This is a genomic window from Sphingomonas sp., from assembly GCF_019242355.1.
Lineage (GTDB): Bacteria > Pseudomonadota > Alphaproteobacteria > Sphingomonadales > Sphingomonadaceae > Sphingomicrobium.
Map to the genome: position 1 here is coordinate 1 of NZ_JAFAVR010000031.1, position 16,392 is coordinate 16,392.

Consider the following 16,392-nt stretch of genomic DNA (forward strand, 5'->3'; position numbering starts at 1 on the left):
GAGCCGGCTCATCGTGCCGTCCTCGTTCATGATCTCGCAGATCACGCCCGACGGATTGAGCCCGGCGAGCCGCGAGACATCGACCGCCGCCTCGGTATGGCCGGCCCGCACCAGCACGCCGCCGTCGCGCGCGACCAGCGGGAAGACATGGCCGGGGGTGACGATCGCCTCGCGGCCCCGCGAGGCGTCGATCGCAACCGCCACGGTCCGCGCGCGGTCCGCCGCCGAGATGCCCGTGGTCACCCCGTCGCGCGCCTCGATCGAGACGGTGAAGGCGGTCTCGTGGCGCGTGCCGTTGTTGCGGCTCATGAGGTCGAGCCCCAGCTGATCGACCCGCGCCTTGGTGAGCGCGAGGCAGATGAGCCCGCGGCCATGCTTGGCCATGAAGTTGATCGCGTCGGGCGTCGCCATCTGCGCCGGGATGATGAGGTCGCCTTCATTCTCCCGCGATTCGTCGTCGACGAGGATGAACATGCGCCCGTTGCGGGCCTCGTTGATCAGTGTCTCGGTGCCGACCAGCACTTCGGCGTTGCCGCGCTGGATCAGCTTTTCGAGTCGGTTCAGCGTGTCGGCGGTCGGGTTCCAGTCCGCCTGACCGAGCTTGCGCAAGCTGTTCGGGTGAAGGCCAGCGGCGCGGGCAAGCCCGGCGCGGCTGATCTCGCCCGTGGCGATGATCTCGTTCAAACGTTCCATCAGGGTGATGCTCATGCTCGCGATGTATCACACCGCGGTGTGATGGAAAGTGGGAACAAGAAGGTTCCTACTGTTCTCGGGCAGCGAGCATCCGGTGGAGATATCGGGCAAGCACGTCGACTTCGACATTGAGTTGTCGGCCGGCCTGCACGCCGCCCAGCGTCGTCTGCTCGGCCGTGTGGGGGATCACGTTGATGGAGAAGGCCGTTGAATCCCCGGCATCCTCGACCGTGTTCACAGTGAGCGAGACACCGTCGAGCGTAATCGATCCCTTCGGCGCGATCATCTCGCCAAGGCGGGGCGGCGCGCTGACGATGATCTTCGCGGAATCGCCTTCAGGCTCGACCGAGGCGACGGTTGCCACGGCATCGACATGGCCGGTGACGATATGCCCGCCGAGCTCGTCGCCGAGGCGGAGCGACCGTTCCAGGTTGAGGCGCGCGTCCTCCCGCCACAGATCGGCGGCCGTGCGCGACACGGTTTCCGCCGAAACATCGACCGCGAACCAGTCGGGTCCCTTGTCGACGACCGTAAGGCAGACGCCGGAGCAGGCAATCGAGGCGCCAAGGTCGACGGTTCCCATGTCGAACGCCGTGCCGATGGTCAGCCGGAGGTCGCCGCGCTGTTCGGCGCTGCGAACGGTCCCGACGTCGGTGACGATCCCGGTGAACATGGGTGCCGCCTAGCCGTCCCGAACCCGCTCGTAAACTTCGAGCCGGTCGACGCCAAGCCGCTGCTCGCCAACCAGCGCCCAGCGGTTATGGGCATCGGCGATACTGTCGAGGCCGACGTAGCCGAACGAAGACTTGCCCTCGCCCACGATGATCGGCGCGCGGTAGATGAGGATGCGGTCGACGAGGTCGGCAGCAAGGAACGCCGAAGCGGTCGCGGAACCGCCCTCGACCAGCAGGTCGTTGACGTCATGAAGCCGATGCACATCCTGCGGAGAATGAAGGATTTCCCACCCCTCGACCGCCTCGCCGCGAGTCAACAGGGCACGGCGCGGCGAGCGGTCGTCGATGCCGGGTAGCCGCACGTCGAGGCGCGGCGCGTCGGCGAGGTAGGTGCCCCTGCCGACCAGGATCATGTCGGCCTGGGCGCGCTCGAAGTGCACATCGCGGCGCGCGTCCTCGCCGGTGATCCATTTCGATTCGCCCGAAGGAAGCGCGATCTTGCCGTCGATCGACAACGCAAGCTTCAGGGTGATGCGCGGGCGGCCCAGCCGAAGCCGCGTCAGCCAGCCGGCAAGCGAGCGCTTCGCCGCCTGTCGGCCGATTCCGACCTTCACCTCGATGCCGGCGTCGCGCAGCCGGCGGATCCCTCTCCCCGCCGTGCGGGGGTCCGGGTCCTCCAGCGCGATGACGCAGCGCACCGGCTTCGCCGCAAGGATGAGGTCGGTGCACGCCGGCCCGCGCGGACTGGAATGCGCGCAGGGCTCGAGCGTGACGTAGAGGGTCGCGCCAGAAGCGCGCTTTCCCGCGTCCTGCAGCGCAAACGCCTCGGCGTGGGGGCGCCCGCCACGCGCGGTTGCACCCTGCCCAACGATCTCTCCCGCCTGAGAGACGATTACACAGCCGACATTGGGGTTCGGCGCGCTCAGCCCCCGCGCCGCGTCGCCAAGCCCGAGCGCCCGGCCCATGAATCGGCGATCGTCACTCAAGCGGTCACTTGATCCCGAACTGGTTGGCGAGCTGCTGAAACTGCCGCTGCTTCTCCTTCTTTGCAGCTAGCATCTCGGCCTGATCCTTCTTCTGGTCGGCGGCGATCTGCGCGTCCGTGCGATTGGCCGGCCAGCTGTGGACATAGACGATCTGCTCGTCGGGCTGGGTGTTCACCTTGGGGTCGACGAGGAAAACGATGATGATGATCGTCGTGACGAGAACGGCGAGCATGGCGCCGATCACCTGCTCGCGGCTCCGGTGCCGCAGGAAGGCGGCAAGGTCGCGGAACGCCGCGCTCGGGCCGACCGGCTTGGGCAGGATGGACATGGGCACGAAGATAGGGCGCGTATGGGCCGGGGGCTAGTGCGGCTGCTCCGCTAGCGCGTTGCGGCGGCGTGGAGGCGCTGCACGGCCCGCTCCTTCCCCATCGCTTCGACCAGGCCTGCCATTTGCGGGCCGCTGTCCCGGCCCGTCAGGGCGAGGCGCAACGGGTGGAACAGTTCTCGGCCCTTCCTTCCAGTCGAGTCCCTGAGCGCGGCAGTGAGGCGTGCCCAAGGGTCGGCGGTCCAGTCGAGCTGCGAGGCGGTCGCCGCCGCTTCCTTCGCCAGAAGGCGATCCTCGTGGCCGAGCTCTGGCGGGTCGAGGTCGCCGTGGAGCACCGCGAGCCAATCGCCGGCGTCCGAAAGTCGGGCGAGGTTCGGTCGCAGGAGTAGCCAGTCCTGCTCGGTCGCTCCTTCGGGGAGCCGGTCAGCGATGGCGCGATAATCGAGCGCGTGGAGTAGCCGGGCGTTCACCAGCTCGACTTCGTGCGGGTCGAAATGGGCGGGCGCGCGGCCGAAACCGGCGAAATCGAAATCGCTTGCGAGCGAAGCCAGCGAAGCGAAGGGCTCGACCGGGCGCGAGGTGCCGATGCGGGCAAGGACGGAGAGCAACGCCATCGGCTCCAGCCCGGATTCACGCACCTGAGCGATGCCGTAGGCGCCGAGGCGCTTCGACAGCTTTCCCTCGGCAGCGACGAGGAGGGCCTCGTGCGCGAACTGGGGCGGCTCCGCGCCGAGGGCTTCGAACATCTGGATCTGGGCGGCGCTGTTCGACACGTGATCCTCGCCGCGGACGATGTGGGTGACGGCGAGGTCGGCGTCGTCGATGACGCTGGGCAGAAGATAGAGCCAGCTGCCGTCCTCGCGGCGGACGACAGGGTCGCTGAGAAGCATCGGATCGAACCGCTGCTCGCCGCGGATAAGGTCTGTCCAGACGATCGGGCGGTCGTGGTCGAGCCGGAAGCGCCAGTGCGGCGAGCGACCTCCCGGCACCGGAGCGTCGCCCGGCTTGCGCTCGTAGACCGGCGGCAGGCCGCGGCCGAGGAGCACCTTGCGGCGGAGGTCGAGCTCCTCCGGCGTTTCGTAGCAGGCGTAAACGCGGCCGGTTGCCTTCAGCCGCTGGAACTCACGCTCGTAAAGGTCGAAACGTTCGGACTGACGGACCGCGCGGTCGGCGGTAAGGCCGAGCCAGGCGAGGTCGTCGCGGATGGCCTGGTCGAACGCGGCGGTCGAGCGTTCGCGGTCGGTATCGTCGATGCGCAGCAGGAATTGCCCGCCGTGCTTGCGCGCGAATAGGGCGTTATGGAGCGCAGTGCGGATATTGCCGACGTGCAGCCGACCGGTTGGCGAGGGCGCGAAACGCGTGACGACGCTCATCGCGGGGGCTTCACCTGCGGACCGGTATGGAAGGCGTTGGTGATCGGGTAGCGCCGATCGCGGCCGAAATTGCGGCTGCCGATCTTGACGCCGGGGGGAGCCTGTCGGCGCTTGTACTCTGCGCGCAGCATCTTGGTTTCGATGTCCGCGACCAAGGCTGCATCCTCGCCGGTCGCGACGGCCGTCTCGGTCACCGACAGCTCCTTGTCGACCAGACATTCGAGGATCCGGTCCAGCACCGAATAGGGCGGCAGGCTATCCTCGTCCTTCTGCTCGGGCCGAAGCTCGGCGCTTGGCGGCTTGGTGATGATGCGCTCGGGCATGACTGGGCCGTCGGGGCCGAGCGCCCCGTCCGGCTTCACGCGGTTGCGCCATTTCGACAGAGCGAACACCGTCGTCTTGTAGGCATCCTTCAGGACCGAATAACCGCCGGCCATGTCGCCGTAGAGGGTGGCGTAGCCGACGCTCATCTCGCTCTTGTTGCCGGTGGTGAGAAGCATGTGACCCTCGGCGTTCGACAGCGCCATCAGGGTGACCATGCGCAGCCGCGCCTGGACGTTCTCGGCGGCGAGGCCGCTGAGGTCGGGCAGCATCGTGTCGAGGGCATCGACGCCTGGGGCGATCGGCACGACGTCATGGCGGCAACCGAGCAGCCGGGCGTTCTCGCGCGCGTCCTCGAGGCTTTCGTTGCTGGTGTACTTTGACGGGAGCATGACGCCCCAGACCTTGTCGGGGCCAAGTGCGTCCACCGCAACCGCTGCCGACAACGCACTGTCGATGCCTCCGGACAGGCCGAGGATCACGCCGGGGAAGCCGTTGCGGGTGACATAGTCGCGAAGCGCGACCGTCATCGCGTGGTAGATGTCCTCGGGATAGGGATCGAGCGCGTGGCTGGCGCGGGTCATGCACTCCCAGCCGCCGGGCCGCCGCTCCCAGTCGGTGACCAGCAGCTGTTCTTCCCAGTCGGCCATCTGCACGACGAGCTCGCCGTCGGCGTGCATGACGAAGGACGAGCCGTCGAAGGCGAGTTCGTCCTGGCCACCGACGCGATTGAGATAGGCGATCGGCAAGCCCGTCTGGATCGCGCGAGAGCGAACGAGGTGCTGGCGGATGTCGTCCTTGTCGAGCTCGTAGGGGCTGCCGTTGGGGACGATGAGGAGCTCCGCGCCGGCATCGGCGAGGTGACCGCACACCACCTCCTGCCAGATATCCTCGCAGATCGGCACACCGAGGCGGACACCGCGGAAGTCCATCGGCTGCGGAATCGGACCGGATGCGAACACGCGCTTCTCGTCGAAGGTGCCGTAGTTCGGGAGCTCGCGCTTCAGCGTGCGGCCGATAACGCGTCCACCGTCGGCGAGGAGGACGGCGTTGTAATTCTGCCCGCCCTCGTTGACGATCGTACCGATCAGCATTGCCGGACCGGGATCAGCGGTCGCGTCGACCAGCCGCTCGGCATGCTCCATCGTGCGGCGGACGAACTCGGGCTTCAGGACGAGGTCCTCGGGCGGGTAGCCCGTCAGCTGGAGTTCCGGACAGACCAGCAGGTCGGCATCCCCGGCCTGGCGTCGCATCTCCACCATTGCCGACGCGTTCGCCTCGAGGTCGCCGACCCGCTGGTTCATCTGTGCGAGCGCGATCCGGAGGCGGTCGGTCATGCATGCGATTTAGCGAGGCGGCCCGCCGGGGCAACCTTTACGGACTTGCAAATCGCTCGCTAAAGGCGCGCTTCAGCTGGGGAACGCCGCGATGAAACTGCTTGCCGGGAACAGTAACCTGCCGCTTGCGCGGGCGATTTGCGACTATCTCGAGATGAAGCTGACTGACGCCAGCGTGCGCCGATTCGCCGATGAGGAAGTGTTCGTCGAAGTGAACGAGAACGTCCGCGGTGAGGACGTGTTCGTGATCCAGTCGACCAGCTATCCGGCCAACGACAATCTGATGGAGCTGCTGATCTGCATCGACGCGCTGCGGCGCGCGTCGGCCAAGCGGATCACGGCGGTGCTGCCCTATTTCGGTTATGCCCGGCAGGACCGGAAGCCTGGGCCGCGAACCCCGATCTCGGCCAAGCTGGTCGCCAACCTGATCACCACGGCCGGCGCCAACCGGGTGCTGTCGATCGACCTCCACGCCGGGCAGATCCAGGGCTTCTTCGACATCCCGACCGACAATCTGTTCGCTTCTCCGGTGATCGCGGCGGACATCCAGGCGCGGATGAGCAATCGCGAACTGCTGGTGGTCTCGCCCGATGTCGGCGGCGTGGTCCGCGCGCGGGGTCTAGCCAAGCGGCTCGACAATGCGCCCCTGGCGATCGTCGACAAGCGCCGCGAGCGGGCCGGCGAGTCCGAGGTGATGAACATCATCGGCGACGTCGAGGGCCGGACCTGCGTGCTGATCGACGACATCGTCGATTCGGCTGGGACGCTGTGCAACGCGGCTGCGGCGTTGAAGCAGCAGGGCGCGGTCGAAGTGTTTGCGTATTGCACGCACGGCGTGCTGTCGGGCGCCGCCGCGGCGCGGGTCGCGAACTCCGAGCTGAGCGAGCTGGTCGTGACCGACACGATCTGGAGCGGCGAGCCGGACCCGGCGGACTCGAAAATCCGCCGGCTGACCGTGGCGCCGCTGCTGGGCGAGGCGATCAAGCGGATTTCCGACGAAGCGAGCGTGTCCAGCCTGTTCGATTGAGGTCCGTCTTCCCTTAGGTTCACTAAAGTCCCGCGGTTCGACGGCTTTTTCGTGACTTTAAGGCGAAGGGGACCACTCACTCGTACGCTTGTCTCACCTTGCCAAGACGCGGCCCCGCTTCTATAGGCCCGCGCTTTCCAGATCGTTGGAAACCAGTGGCCCGGCCGGAAGGCATGCCGTGGCGACTGGATAACGTCGCGTCCTTCGGGGTGCACAAAGGAGACGAAAATGCCCAAGCTCAAGACCAAGAGCGGCGTCAAGAAGCGCTTCAAGCTCACGGCGACGGGCAAGATCAAGCACGGGGTCGCCGGAAAGCGCCACCGCCTGATCAGCCATAACGCCAAGTACATTCGCCAGAACCGCGGCACGGACCTTCTTGCGGAGGCCGATGTGGCCCGCGTGAAGGCCTGGGCGCCCTACGGCCTCAAGTAAGGAGTAGAGCGACATGGCACGCGTCAAGCGGGGCGTAACGACCCGCGCAAAGCACAAGCGGATCCTGGAAAACGCGAAGGGCTATTACGGCCGTCGCAAGAACACGATCCGCATCGCCCGCCAGGCCGTCGAGAAGGCCGGGCAATACGCCTATCGCGACCGCAAGGTGAAGAAGCGGAGCTTCCGCGCCCTGTGGATCCAGCGCATCAACGCCGCCGTCCGCGCCGAGGGCCTGACCTACGGCCAGTTCATCCACGCGCTGAACCTCGCCGGCATCACCCTCGACCGCAAGGTGCTCGCCGACATCGCAATGCATGAGGCCGAGGCGTTCAGCGCCATCATCGCCCAGGCGAAGACCGCGCTGGAGAACAAGGCGGCTTAAGCCTTCGCGCCAAGCGAACGAACAGGGCGTCGGGAGCGATCCCGGCGCCCTTTCCTTATGGAGCGACCGGATCGCGCTCCAGGCGGCGATCCCAGGCGGCGAGGTCGGCCGCGATATCGTAGGTCGATCGGAGGAAGCGCATCAGGAGTGCGTCGGGCTCGGGCGCCGCGCAAACATCCGAGTAGCTCAAGGTGAACTCCTGCCATTGTGGATCGAATTCGCCCGCATCCGCCTTGCGGTCGCGATAGCCCGGAGGTTCCGGATAGGCATAACTATAGAAAAAGGGCTCGGCGGCGACCACGCCGCCAGCCCAGAAGCCGGCGCTGGACACTTCCTGGCTGTATGCCTCCCGAACGATTCGATCCGGAAGGCCGGGAACGCCGCCGGGATGTTGAGGCGCGGTGCGGCCAGAAAAGCGGGTGACCGCTAGGTCGAAGCTGCCCCACCAGAAATGGACCGGGCTGCATTTTCCCGTAAATCCTGCGCGGAAGTGTTCGAATACGGGCGTGATCGCCGCCAGCGCCTCTCGGAAGCGATCGGCCGAACCGCGGTCGTAGGCGCGCGGAGTCCGGTCTGAGGCAAAGGGGATTGCGCCGGCGATCTCGTTGGGCGTGCCGTTGAACGACGACGGCAGTCCGTGTCGATCGAGCATCTCGACGAGCCGCGAGTGCAGCGTCGCGATGGTGCCCGCATCCAGTGGGACCTCATCGCGGGTCTCGTCGCTGGCCCACAAGACGATCGCGTGCCGGCAGAGGTCGAGCCGGAGCGTGAAGGTCCGCGCACCCTGGGCCGCCGTCGGCAGGGTTTCGAGCCCGTTCGGCCGAGGCTGCAAGGCAACATGCCATCCTTGGTTGGTCCATGGCGCGTGAGCGACGCGAATCTTGCCTAGCATCTGCGAGGCGAGATGCAGGACCGCGAGTGTGTCGTGGTCGCGCGCTGGATCGAGTTGGGGCCAGCCGGCCATGGCCACACCTTTGCATTTTGCAACGCGGGGAGGCTAGAGCCGCCAACCATGTCCGACGCCTTGCTCGACCGTATTTCCGCAGCGAAAACCCTCCCGGAGCTGGATGCCGTCCGTGTGGCCGCGCTTGGTAAGTCCGGGGAAATCACCGCCCTGCTGAAGTCGCTGGGCGGAATGGATGCGGACACGCGGGCCGTCGAAGCACCGAAGATCCACGCATTGCGCGAGCAGGTCACCGAGGCCTTAAGCCAGCGCAAGACGGCTCTCGAAACCGCTGAACTCGACCGCAAGCTGGCGACCGAGACCATCGACCTGTCGCTGCCGGCGCCGGACAGCGTCACCGGCACGGTCCACCCGGTCAGCCAGGTGATGGACGAGCTGGCCGAGATTTTCGCGGAGCTCGGCTTTGCCGTTGCCGAGGGACCCGAGATCGAGACCCAATGGTATAATTTCAGCGCGCTCAACATGCCGGAGAACCACCCGGCGCGGGCGATGCAGGATACTTTCTATCTGGAGCCGCGCGATGGCGAGGCCGAAGCGCGGGTGCTGCGCACGCACACCTCGCCGGTGCAGATCCGGACGATGGAGAAGAGCGGCGCGCCGTTGCGGGTGATCGCTCCGGGGCGGGTTTATCGTTCGGACAGCGACGCGACGCACACGCCGATGTTCCACCAGGTCGAGGGGCTGGTGATCGACCGGGCGATCCACATGGGCCATCTCAAGTGGACGCTGGAGACCTTCCTCAAGGCCTATTTCGAGCGCGGCGACATCGTGCTGCGGATGCGGCCGAGCTACTTCCCGTTCACCGAGCCGTCGGCCGAGGTCGACGTCGGCTGGTCGATGGAGAAAGGCCGACGGGTCGTCGGCGGCAGCGAGGGCTGGATGGAGGTGCTGGGCAGCGGCATGGTCCACCCCAAGGTGATCGCCAATTGCGGGCTCGATCCCGACGAGTGGCAGGGCTTCGCCTTCGGCTGCGGAATCGACCGGCTGGCGATGCTGAAATATGGCATGGATGACCTGCGCGCCTTTTTCGACGGCGATATCCGCTGGCTCAAGCACTACGGGTTCCGGGCGCTCGACGTGCCGACTCTGTCGGGCGGAGTAGGCGCATGAAATTCTCGCTGAGCTGGCTGAGGCAGCACCTGGAGACGGACGCGTCCCCGCAGGAGATTGCCGACAAGCTGACCGCGATCGGGCTCGAGGTCGAGGGCGTTTCAAACCCGGCAGAGGCGCTTGCGCCGTTTCGAATCGCCAAAGTACTGACGGCTCAGAAGCATCCGCAGGCAGACAAGCTGCAGGTGCTGACCGTCGATGCCGGCGACGGTCCGGTGCAGGTCGTGTGCGGCGCGCCCAATGCACGCGCCGGGATGGTCGGCGTGTTCGGGCCGCCGGGCGCCTATGTTCCCGGGATTGACGTCGTCCTGAAGGTCGCGGCGATCCGCGGCGTCGAGAGCCGGGGCATGATGTGCTCGACGCGCGAACTACAGCTGGGCGACGACCATAGCGGGATCATCGAGCTGCCGGAGGAGGCGCCGGTCGGGACGGCCTACGCGGCCTATGCCGGGCTCGACGATCCGGTGTTCGACGTCGCGATCACGCCGAACCGGCAGGATTGCATGGGCGTTCGCGGGATTGCGCGCGACCTTGCCGCGGCTGGCGTCGGGACTCTCAAGCCACTGGCGGTGCCGCAGGTCGAGGGCAGCTTCCCCTGCGCGGTGCCCGTGCGAATCGAGGACCCGGACGGATGCCCCGCCTTCTATGGACGGACGGTGCGAGGACTGAGCAACGGCGTGTCGCCTGACTGGATGCAGCAACGGCTTCAGTCGGCTGGACAGAGGCCGATCTCCGCTCTCGTCGACATCACCAATTACGTGATGCTCGACCTCGGGCGGCCGAGCCACGCCTATGATGTAGCCAAGCTGAGCGGCGGCCTCACTGCGCGGGCCGCGCGCAAGGGTGAGACGGCGCTGGCGCTCAATGGCAAGGAATATGCGCTGCAGCCTTTCATGACCGTGATCGCCGACGATGGCCAGGTGCACGACATCGGCGGAATCATGGGCGGGGAGGATTCGGGCGTGAGCGAGGGCACGACCGAAGTGATGCTCGAGGTCGCCTATTTCACGCCGGAACGGATTGCCCGGACCGGGCAGGCACTCGGCCTCACCAGCGACGCTCGCAGCCGGTTCGAGCGCGGGGTCGATCCGGCATTCCTCGACGAAGGGCTCGCGATACTGACGGGAATGATCCTCGATATCTGCGGGGGCGAGGCGTCGGAAGTCATTCGCGTCGGCCGGCCGCCGGTCGAGCGGCGCAAGATCGAGTTCGATTTCTCCCGGACAGCGGCGCTCGGCGGGGTCGACACTCCCGAAGAGCGGCAGCGGTCGATCCTGGAAAGCCTCGGCTTCGAACTCGCGGGCGATCAGGTGACGGTGCCAAGCTGGCGCCGTGACGTCGATGGTTCCGCTGACCTGGTCGAAGAGGTGGTGCGGATGGTCGGTTACGGCGCGATCCCGTCGACGCCACTGCAGCGTCCGGCCGGGGTCGCCATGCCGACCGCCACCCGGTCGCAGCTGCTCGAGCGACAGGTCCGCCGCACGGCCGCCGCGCGCGGGCTCGACGAGGCGATGACGTGGAGCTTCATTGGCGACACACAAGCCGAAGCGTTCGGCAATAGCGCCTGGCGCATCGCCAATCCGATCAGCGAAGAAATGAAGGTCATGCGTCCCTCGCTTCTGCCGGGACTGATCGCGGCGGCGCGGCGGAACATGGACCGGGGCGCCGCGTCGGTGCGGCTGTTCGAGATCGGACGGCGTTATCTGGCGGAGGCAGAGCGGCCGACCCTGTCCTTCCTGCTCGCCGGTGCACGGCACGGGCGCAACTGGCAGGCGGGCAAAGCGCAGCCGTTCGATGCCTTCGATGCCAAGCGCGAAATTCTCGCCCTGCTCGATGCGGCCGGCGCTCCGGTCGCCAATCTGCAGGTGTTGCCGGACGCCGGGGCGACCTGGCACCCCGGCCGGTCGGCTCGCCTCGGCCTCGGTCCCAAGACGATTCTGGCTAGCTTCGGTGAGCTTCACCCGCGCCTCGGCAAGGCGCTGGGAGCGCCGGCCGGAGTGGTCGCGGGCGAAATCTACCTCGACGCAATCCCGGCGCAGCGCTCGACGGGCCGAGCTCGGTCTGCCTTCGCGCCGGCGCCGCTGCAGCCGGTCAGCCGCGACTTCGCCTTTATCGTCCCGGTGGGCTTGACCGCCGACGCCTTGCTCCGCGCGATCCGCGGCGCGGACAAGTCGGCGATCACCGGCGCTCGCCTGTTCGACCGCTTCGAGACTCCCGAAGGACTGTCGCTGGCCTTCGAGGTGATCCTCCAGCCGGTCGAGAAGAGCTTCACCGAGGAGCAGATCGGCGAGGTATCGAAGCGCATCGTCGCCGCTGCCGAGACGCTAGGCGCTCGCCTGCGAAGTTGAATCGAGTGCGTTGATCGCGGCGCGCACCTGCACCTCGATCTCGTCGCGCTTGAGCCCGGCTGGTATCGCGTCGGCGACGCGGAAGGTGATGACGCCCGGCCTCTTAACCAGCCCGCGGCCCCAGAGGCGGCCGCTGTCGACGGCCACCGGTACGACCGGGAGGCCAACCGCGCGGTACAGGGCGGCAAAACCTGATTGCAGCGGCGGTGCGTGCCCGACGGCGACGCGCGTGCCTTCGGGGAAGATCAGGATCGGCCGACCGGTCGCCGCTGCTGCCTTGCCCTCGGCGACCAGCTCACGGAGCGCCTTGGCCCCCGCCTTCCGATCGACGGGAATGACGCCATAACGCCGCGTCATCCAGCCGAACAGCGGGATGTCCGCAAGCTCGCGCTTGAGGACGATGACCGGGAGGCGAGTGAGGCGCACCATCTCGAGCGTCTCGAACATCGACTGGTGCTTGACCGCAATCAGGCAGGCGTCCGGAGGCATGGTGCCCTCGACAGAGACGCGGATGCCGACGACATTGCGGGCGAGCCAGTGGAACAGGCCGACCCAGCTCAGGACGACGGCAAGCGTCGGCCGCCGCCCGAACAGCGTAGCGACAATGCCGGCCATCACCCAGAGGGCGGTCGCCGGGTAGAAGATCGCCGCGAACAGCAACGAGCGCAGGACCGCCATCAGATGTCGATCCAGACCGCCAGCCGCCGGAGCACATATTTGTTGTACTCGCCGAACAGCGTCAGGAAGCTTGGATCGGAGCGGACGCCGTCGGTGGTCAGCTGGTATTTGGAGCCGAGCACTTTCTGAAATTCGTATCGGGCGCGGCGCATGTGCCAGTCGCTGGTGATCAGGCGAAGCGAGCGGAAGTGGTGGAGGTCGAGCCAGCGCTGCGCCTCCTCCGCATTGGAGCGAGTGTCGACCGACTCGCTGCCAAGATCGACGCAGCAGCTCAGGATGCGCTGGTCGCCGCCGAGACGCCGGGCCATGTCGCTCTTGGTCACCATCGGGTCGGCGCCGGCGACGAGCAGGCGCTTTGCCCTGCCGGCGCGGATGACATCGATCGCATGCTCGATCCGGCCCGGGCCGCCGGTCAGGACGACGGCCGCGTCGGTCGGCCCTGCACGCGCGGGCGCGGGCTGACCAAGGGTCAGTGCGAAGATGATGAATCCGATCGCGTAAAGCAGCAGAAGCAGGGACAAGGCGCGGGCGATCATACGGCCTGCCGCAATGTCGCGAGGACGGTGGCGCGGGCAACCCAGGTCGCGACCGCCGTCAGCCCAAAGGGCAGCAGCCCGAGCATGATCAGGTCGGCAACGGTGAGGGTCGCACCGCCGGTGATCTCGCCGGCGAACGAGGCTCCGGCGGCGATTGCCAGCAGGACGCCGGCCGCGAGGATCGCGCCACCGATGCTTCCCGTCAGCGCGTCGAGCGCGATCCGGCGCTGGAACAGCCGGGTAACCTGGACATCCGTCGCGCCGACGCCGTGCATGACCTCGATCGTGAAACGGTGAGTATCCAGCGCTCCACGGCTCGCGAGCACGACGGCTGCTGCGGCGGCGGCCCCCAGTAGCAGCACGAGCGCGAGCGACAGCCACTGCAGCAGCCTCAGCGAGCGCAGGACTGGCCCGAGACTGTCACGGTGGGCGACCAGCTGCGCTCCGGACGAGGCGGCCGCGACGCGCACGCGAAGCGCGGCGAGGTCGGCGCTCGGCGGTGCGTCGAAAGTAACCAGTCCCGGGACCGGCAGGTCAGCCGAGGTCCCGGCTGGCCCGAGCCAGCGCTCGAGAGTCTTGCGCATGTCGGCGGCGGGAACGCTTTCCACGGAGGAGGCGCCAGGCGTCGCGCGCACCGCGGCGGCAACGCGATCGATGCCGGCGCCGTCGGGTACCTGGACCGAATAGCGGGATGCCGTCCCGGCAGCGACGAGCGAAGCGGTATTGGCCAGCGCCAGACCAGCCGCGGCGACGACCACCATTGTGAAGCTCATGATGCCGATCAGCCACGGCGTCGCCCCGCGCAGTCCGCGGCCGCCAAGTAGCCGCCGCTCGGCGCTCGACGCGAACAGCCAGTCCATCATTGCGCGCTCCCTCCCGGGCGCGGCGGATTGCGCAGCAGCCCGGTGGGATCGACCATCGTTCCGTTTTCCAGCCGAACCAGCTGGGCGCCGGGAGTGGCGCTGATCAGGCCGATGTCATGGGTTGCGATGATTACGGTCGTTCCGAGCCGGTTCAGGGCGGTGAACAGGTGCATCAACCGGTTCGCAAGTTCCGCATCGACATTGCCGGTCGGTTCGTCGGCGACGAGAAGGTCGGGGCGGTTGATGACCGCTCGGGCGATGGCGACGCGCTGCTGCTCGCCTCCTGACAGCGTCGCGGGCCGGGCGCTCGCGCGGTCGGCGAGGCCGACCCAGGCGAGCATCTCGCGGACGGGACCGTCGACCTCCGCCTCGCTGGCGCCCCGGATGCGCAGGGGCAAGGCGACATTGTCGAAGGCGGACAAGTGGCGGATGAGGCGGAAGTCCTGGAAGACGACGCCGATCCGACGGCGGAAATGCGGGAGGGCGTCGCGCGTCGCCTCGCTCATCTCCTCGCCGAACAGGCGAACCCGGCCGCGCGTCGGGCGTTGCGCGAGATACAGCAGCTTAAGAAGCGATGTCTTGCCCGCTCCGGACGCGCCGGTGAGGAAATAGAAGCCGCCCTGGGTGAGGCGAAAATCGAGGTCGCTCAGCACTTCGGCGCCCGTGCCGTAGCGCAGGCCGACGCTGTCGAATTCCGCAACCGAAGCCAGCCCTACGTCCTCCCGCTCGTTTGCATGCCCGAAGCAGGATCCCGCCTTGGGTTCCCCGCCTTGCCAAGGGCCGCGCATTCCTGTTTACCCGCGGTTGACCGTCCCGGAAGAGGGCTTTTGAAAAATGATCCTCACCTGCCCGAATTGCGGAACGCAATATGTGGTCAAGGACGGCGCCGTGCCGCCCCAGGGCCGGCAGGTGCGATGCGCCAATTGCAAGCACAGCTGGCACCAGGATCCGGACCCTGAAGCGGAGCCGGAGGAAGGCGAGCCAACGACGAATGCTCCGGTCGCCGATGCCCAGCCGGCGGCGATGGGCGAGGTTGCCGACACGCGCGGCGATGTCGCGCACGATGGGGTGAACGAGGGGCCGATCGAGGCGGCGAGCAGCGGCTACGCGCACGCAGGAAGCAGTTCACCGGACCCCGCGCTCCCTCAGGAGGATGATTTCACGGCGGTCGGGCGCGTCGACATCGATGCTGCGCCCGAGGAGGAGAGCCTGGCCGAAGCGACCCTGATCGAACCTCGCAGCGGTCCGGAGGCCGAGCAGCGAGCCTATGAGGAAGCGATGATCGGCGATGGCGAGCCCGCGGCGGCGGTTGCCCCGGTCGTCGCGCAGGACTCGGACGATCTTCCTGAGCAACAGCGCGCGGAAATGGCGCCGGACGGCTTCTCCCGCGGCGACGACATTCCGGCCACCGCCGAGGCGAGCGGCGCGGCGGCGACCTTCGTAGCCGATCATGACAGTCCGCCTGCGGCCGAGCCGAGTGCTGCAGCAGGCCTCGCGTCCGACTATGGCGCGCCACCCAGCGCCGAGGCCGGCGGTGACGACGAGTTCAGCCCGTTCGCCGAGCGCGAACGGGCCGAGCCGCGCGGGCGCAACGCGCTGGTTTCGATTGCGATGCTGGTGGTGGCGATCGCGGTGCTTGCGGCCGCCTTCTGGTTCCTGGCGCCGCCCGAATGGCGCGCCCGCGCCGGGCTTGGCGATGGCGGCAAGACCCCGCTCGAACTGATGATTACCCATCCCGACCGCCAGAAGCTGGCCAGCGGACAGGAATCGCTGACGATCAGCGGACGGGTCATCAACCCGACCGACGCAACCCACGCGATCCCCCCGATCTATGCGCAGCTCAAGAGCCGCAGCGGGCAGACGATCTATAGCTGGACCATTGCTCCGCCGGCGCCGAGCCTCGGGCCGCGCGCGAGCACGTCATTCAACAGCACCGAAGTCGATGTCCCGCCCGGCGGCGACGACCTGACGATCAGCCTCGGGCCGCCGAGGGCCTGAGCTTAGCCGGTTACTCGAACTCGACGAGGCTCGCCCGGCGGTTGCCTTCGGGCGTCGACACGGTCGACCACCGCAATTGCTGACCCTGGATCGCGGCCTGCTGGCCGAGTTCTACTCGTGTGCCCACGATGACACGGACCGTCGCCCGCGCCTGGACGACCGGCGCGACAGTTTGGCGCGGCTGGGAGTCGGAGACGGCCGTGGCGGCCAGTGCGGTGGCGGCGAGGAGAAGCATGGCGTTGGCTTAACGCTTACCCGCCCTGATGGTGAAGGGCGCTTTAACCTTCGTTCCATAATGGACCAAGTCGCGCGGCCTTTGGCGGCATTGCGGTCCTCGGGGGGCTT

At 67.5% G+C, this 16,392-nt stretch carries 18 protein-coding genes; 6 read left to right on the forward strand and 12 right to left on the reverse strand.

Annotated elements, in window-relative coordinates; genetic code table 11:
* From ribB to JOZ79_RS01210, 6 genes are all read right to left on the reverse strand, one after another.
* Positions 1-708 (reverse strand): 3,4-dihydroxy-2-butanone-4-phosphate synthase (ribB, locus tag JOZ79_RS01185; RefSeq protein WP_294069444.1); only part of this gene is annotated, 708 nt, incomplete at its 3' end.
* A gap of 52 nt (positions 709-760) precedes the next feature.
* A complete protein-coding gene (locus tag JOZ79_RS01190) occupies positions 761-1,366 on the reverse strand; it encodes a riboflavin synthase (protein ID WP_294069447.1) in 606 nt (201 codons plus the stop codon).
* Positions 1,367-1,375: 9 nt separating this feature from the next.
* A complete protein-coding gene (gene ribD, locus JOZ79_RS01195) occupies positions 1,376-2,353 on the reverse strand; it encodes a bifunctional diaminohydroxyphosphoribosylaminopyrimidine deaminase/5-amino-6-(5-phosphoribosylamino)uracil reductase RibD (protein WP_294069450.1) in 978 nt (325 codons plus the stop codon).
* A 4-nt stretch (positions 2,354-2,357) separates the two neighbouring features.
* The gene (locus JOZ79_RS01200; RefSeq protein ID WP_294069453.1) at positions 2,358-2,681 is read right to left on the reverse strand and encodes a hypothetical protein; all 324 of its coding nucleotides are present in this window, start codon (positions 2,679-2,681) and stop codon (positions 2,358-2,360) included.
* Between the two features lie 50 nt (positions 2,682-2,731).
* Complete coding sequence (locus JOZ79_RS01205) at positions 2,732-4,051, reverse strand: glutamate--tRNA ligase (protein WP_294069456.1); 1,320 nt, start codon at positions 4,049-4,051, stop codon at positions 2,732-2,734.
* Entirely contained in the window at positions 4,048-5,709 is a 1,662-nt protein-coding gene (locus tag JOZ79_RS01210; RefSeq protein WP_294069459.1) for an NAD+ synthase, read from the reverse strand. The genes JOZ79_RS01205 and JOZ79_RS01210 overlap by 4 nt, the downstream gene beginning before the upstream one ends.
* Positions 5,710-5,800: 91 nt before the next feature.
* Here JOZ79_RS01210 and JOZ79_RS01215 point away from each other — a divergent pair, with 91 nt between their 5' ends.
* From JOZ79_RS01215 to rplT, 3 genes are all read left to right on the forward strand, one after another.
* Positions 5,801-6,736: a ribose-phosphate pyrophosphokinase gene (locus tag JOZ79_RS01215; RefSeq protein WP_294069462.1), complete on the forward strand. Its 936-nt coding sequence runs from the start codon at positions 5,801-5,803 to the stop codon at positions 6,734-6,736.
* Positions 6,737-6,964: 228 nt separating this feature from the next.
* A complete protein-coding gene (gene rpmI, locus JOZ79_RS01220; RefSeq protein ID WP_294069465.1) occupies positions 6,965-7,168 on the forward strand; it encodes a 50S ribosomal protein L35 in 204 nt (67 codons plus the stop codon).
* Between the two features lie 13 nt (positions 7,169-7,181).
* The gene (gene rplT / locus JOZ79_RS01225; RefSeq protein WP_294069468.1) at positions 7,182-7,550 is read left to right on the forward strand and encodes a 50S ribosomal protein L20; all 369 of its coding nucleotides are present in this window, start codon (positions 7,182-7,184) and stop codon (positions 7,548-7,550) included.
* Between the two features lie 55 nt (positions 7,551-7,605).
* Here the strand turns inward: rplT and JOZ79_RS01230 are convergent, their stop codons facing one another.
* On the reverse strand, positions 7,606-8,514 hold the full coding sequence (locus JOZ79_RS01230; RefSeq protein ID WP_294069471.1) for a DUF5996 family protein: 909 nt from the start codon (positions 8,512-8,514) through the stop codon (positions 7,606-7,608).
* A 48-nt stretch (positions 8,515-8,562) separates the two neighbouring features.
* Here JOZ79_RS01230 and pheS point away from each other — a divergent pair, with 48 nt between their 5' ends.
* Both pheS and pheT read left to right on the forward strand, forming a co-directional pair.
* Entirely contained in the window at positions 8,563-9,624 is a 1,062-nt protein-coding gene (gene pheS / locus JOZ79_RS01235) for a phenylalanine--tRNA ligase subunit alpha (protein WP_294069475.1), read from the forward strand.
* On the forward strand, positions 9,621-11,972 hold the full coding sequence (gene pheT, locus JOZ79_RS01240) for a phenylalanine--tRNA ligase subunit beta (protein ID WP_294069478.1): 2,352 nt from the start codon (positions 9,621-9,623) through the stop codon (positions 11,970-11,972). Before pheS ends, pheT begins: the two co-directional genes overlap by 4 nt.
* On the opposite strand, the gene JOZ79_RS01245 is transcribed toward pheT, so the two are convergent.
* The 4 genes from JOZ79_RS01245 to ftsE are packed head-to-tail and all read right to left on the reverse strand — an operon-like array spanning position 11,949 to position 14,759.
* The gene (locus JOZ79_RS01245) at positions 11,949-12,650 is read right to left on the reverse strand and encodes a lysophospholipid acyltransferase family protein (protein ID WP_294069481.1); all 702 of its coding nucleotides are present in this window, start codon (positions 12,648-12,650) and stop codon (positions 11,949-11,951) included. The genes pheT and JOZ79_RS01245 overlap by 24 nt on opposite strands.
* A complete protein-coding gene (locus JOZ79_RS01250; RefSeq protein WP_294069483.1) occupies positions 12,650-13,186 on the reverse strand; it encodes a YdcF family protein in 537 nt (178 codons plus the stop codon). The genes JOZ79_RS01245 and JOZ79_RS01250 overlap by 1 nt, the downstream gene beginning before the upstream one ends.
* Positions 13,183-14,049, reverse strand: a complete 867-nt coding sequence (locus JOZ79_RS01255) for a permease (RefSeq protein ID WP_294069486.1) — start codon at positions 14,047-14,049, stop codon at positions 13,183-13,185. Before JOZ79_RS01255 ends, JOZ79_RS01250 begins: the two co-directional genes overlap by 4 nt.
* Entirely contained in the window at positions 14,046-14,759 is a 714-nt protein-coding gene (gene ftsE / locus JOZ79_RS01260) for a cell division ATP-binding protein FtsE (RefSeq protein WP_294069492.1), read from the reverse strand. Before ftsE ends, JOZ79_RS01255 begins: the two co-directional genes overlap by 4 nt.
* Positions 14,760-14,883: 124 nt before the next feature.
* On the opposite strand from ftsE, the gene JOZ79_RS14090 reads away from it, so the two are divergent.
* Positions 14,884-16,047 carry a zinc-ribbon domain-containing protein gene (locus JOZ79_RS14090; RefSeq protein ID WP_366514782.1) on the forward strand — a complete coding sequence of 388 codons (1,164 nt, stop codon included), beginning with the start codon at positions 14,884-14,886 and terminating at the stop codon, positions 16,045-16,047.
* A 10-nt stretch (positions 16,048-16,057) separates the two neighbouring features.
* Here JOZ79_RS14090 and JOZ79_RS01270 read toward each other — a convergent pair whose 3' ends face one another.
* Complete coding sequence (locus JOZ79_RS01270; protein ID WP_294069489.1) at positions 16,058-16,282, reverse strand: hypothetical protein; 225 nt, start codon at positions 16,280-16,282, stop codon at positions 16,058-16,060.
* Positions 16,283-16,392 lie beyond the last annotated feature (110 nt).

What these genes read in the sequence shown, in the direction of transcription:
- JOZ79_RS01215 (WP_294069462.1), top strand. Translation starts at nt 5,801, where the DNA reads ATGAAACTGCTTGCCGGGAACAGTAACCTGCCGCTTGCGCGGGCGATT.
- rpmI (WP_294069465.1), top strand. Translation starts at nt 6,965, where the DNA reads ATGCCCAAGCTCAAGACCAAGAGCGGCGTCAAGAAGCGCTTCAAGCTC.
- JOZ79_RS01210 (WP_294069459.1), bottom strand. Translation starts at nt 5,709, where the DNA reads ATGACCGACCGCCTCCGGATCGCGCTCGCACAGATGAACCAGCGGGTC.
- JOZ79_RS01200 (WP_294069453.1), bottom strand. Translation starts at nt 2,681, where the DNA reads ATGTCCATCCTGCCCAAGCCGGTCGGCCCGAGCGCGGCGTTCCGCGAC.
- pheS (WP_294069475.1), top strand. Translation starts at nt 8,563, where the DNA reads ATGTCCGACGCCTTGCTCGACCGTATTTCCGCAGCGAAAACCCTCCCG.
- pheT (WP_294069478.1), top strand. Translation starts at nt 9,621, where the DNA reads ATGAAATTCTCGCTGAGCTGGCTGAGGCAGCACCTGGAGACGGACGCG.
- JOZ79_RS01270 (WP_294069489.1), bottom strand. Translation starts at nt 16,282, where the DNA reads ATGCTTCTCCTCGCCGCCACCGCACTGGCCGCCACGGCCGTCTCCGAC.
- JOZ79_RS01255 (WP_294069486.1), bottom strand. Translation starts at nt 14,049, where the DNA reads ATGATGGACTGGCTGTTCGCGTCGAGCGCCGAGCGGCGGCTACTTGGC.
- JOZ79_RS01245 (WP_294069481.1), bottom strand. Translation starts at nt 12,650, where the DNA reads ATGGCGGTCCTGCGCTCGTTGCTGTTCGCGGCGATCTTCTACCCGGCG.
- JOZ79_RS01230 (WP_294069471.1), bottom strand. Translation starts at nt 8,514, where the DNA reads ATGGCCGGCTGGCCCCAACTCGATCCAGCGCGCGACCACGACACACTC.
- rplT (WP_294069468.1), top strand. Translation starts at nt 7,182, where the DNA reads ATGGCACGCGTCAAGCGGGGCGTAACGACCCGCGCAAAGCACAAGCGG.
- JOZ79_RS01205 (WP_294069456.1), bottom strand. Translation starts at nt 4,051, where the DNA reads ATGAGCGTCGTCACGCGTTTCGCGCCCTCGCCAACCGGTCGGCTGCAC.
- JOZ79_RS01250 (WP_294069483.1), bottom strand. Translation starts at nt 13,186, where the DNA reads ATGATCGCCCGCGCCTTGTCCCTGCTTCTGCTGCTTTACGCGATCGGA.
- JOZ79_RS14090 (WP_366514782.1), top strand. Translation starts at nt 14,884, where the DNA reads ATGATCCTCACCTGCCCGAATTGCGGAACGCAATATGTGGTCAAGGAC.
- JOZ79_RS01190 (WP_294069447.1), bottom strand. Translation starts at nt 1,366, where the DNA reads ATGTTCACCGGGATCGTCACCGACGTCGGGACCGTTCGCAGCGCCGAA.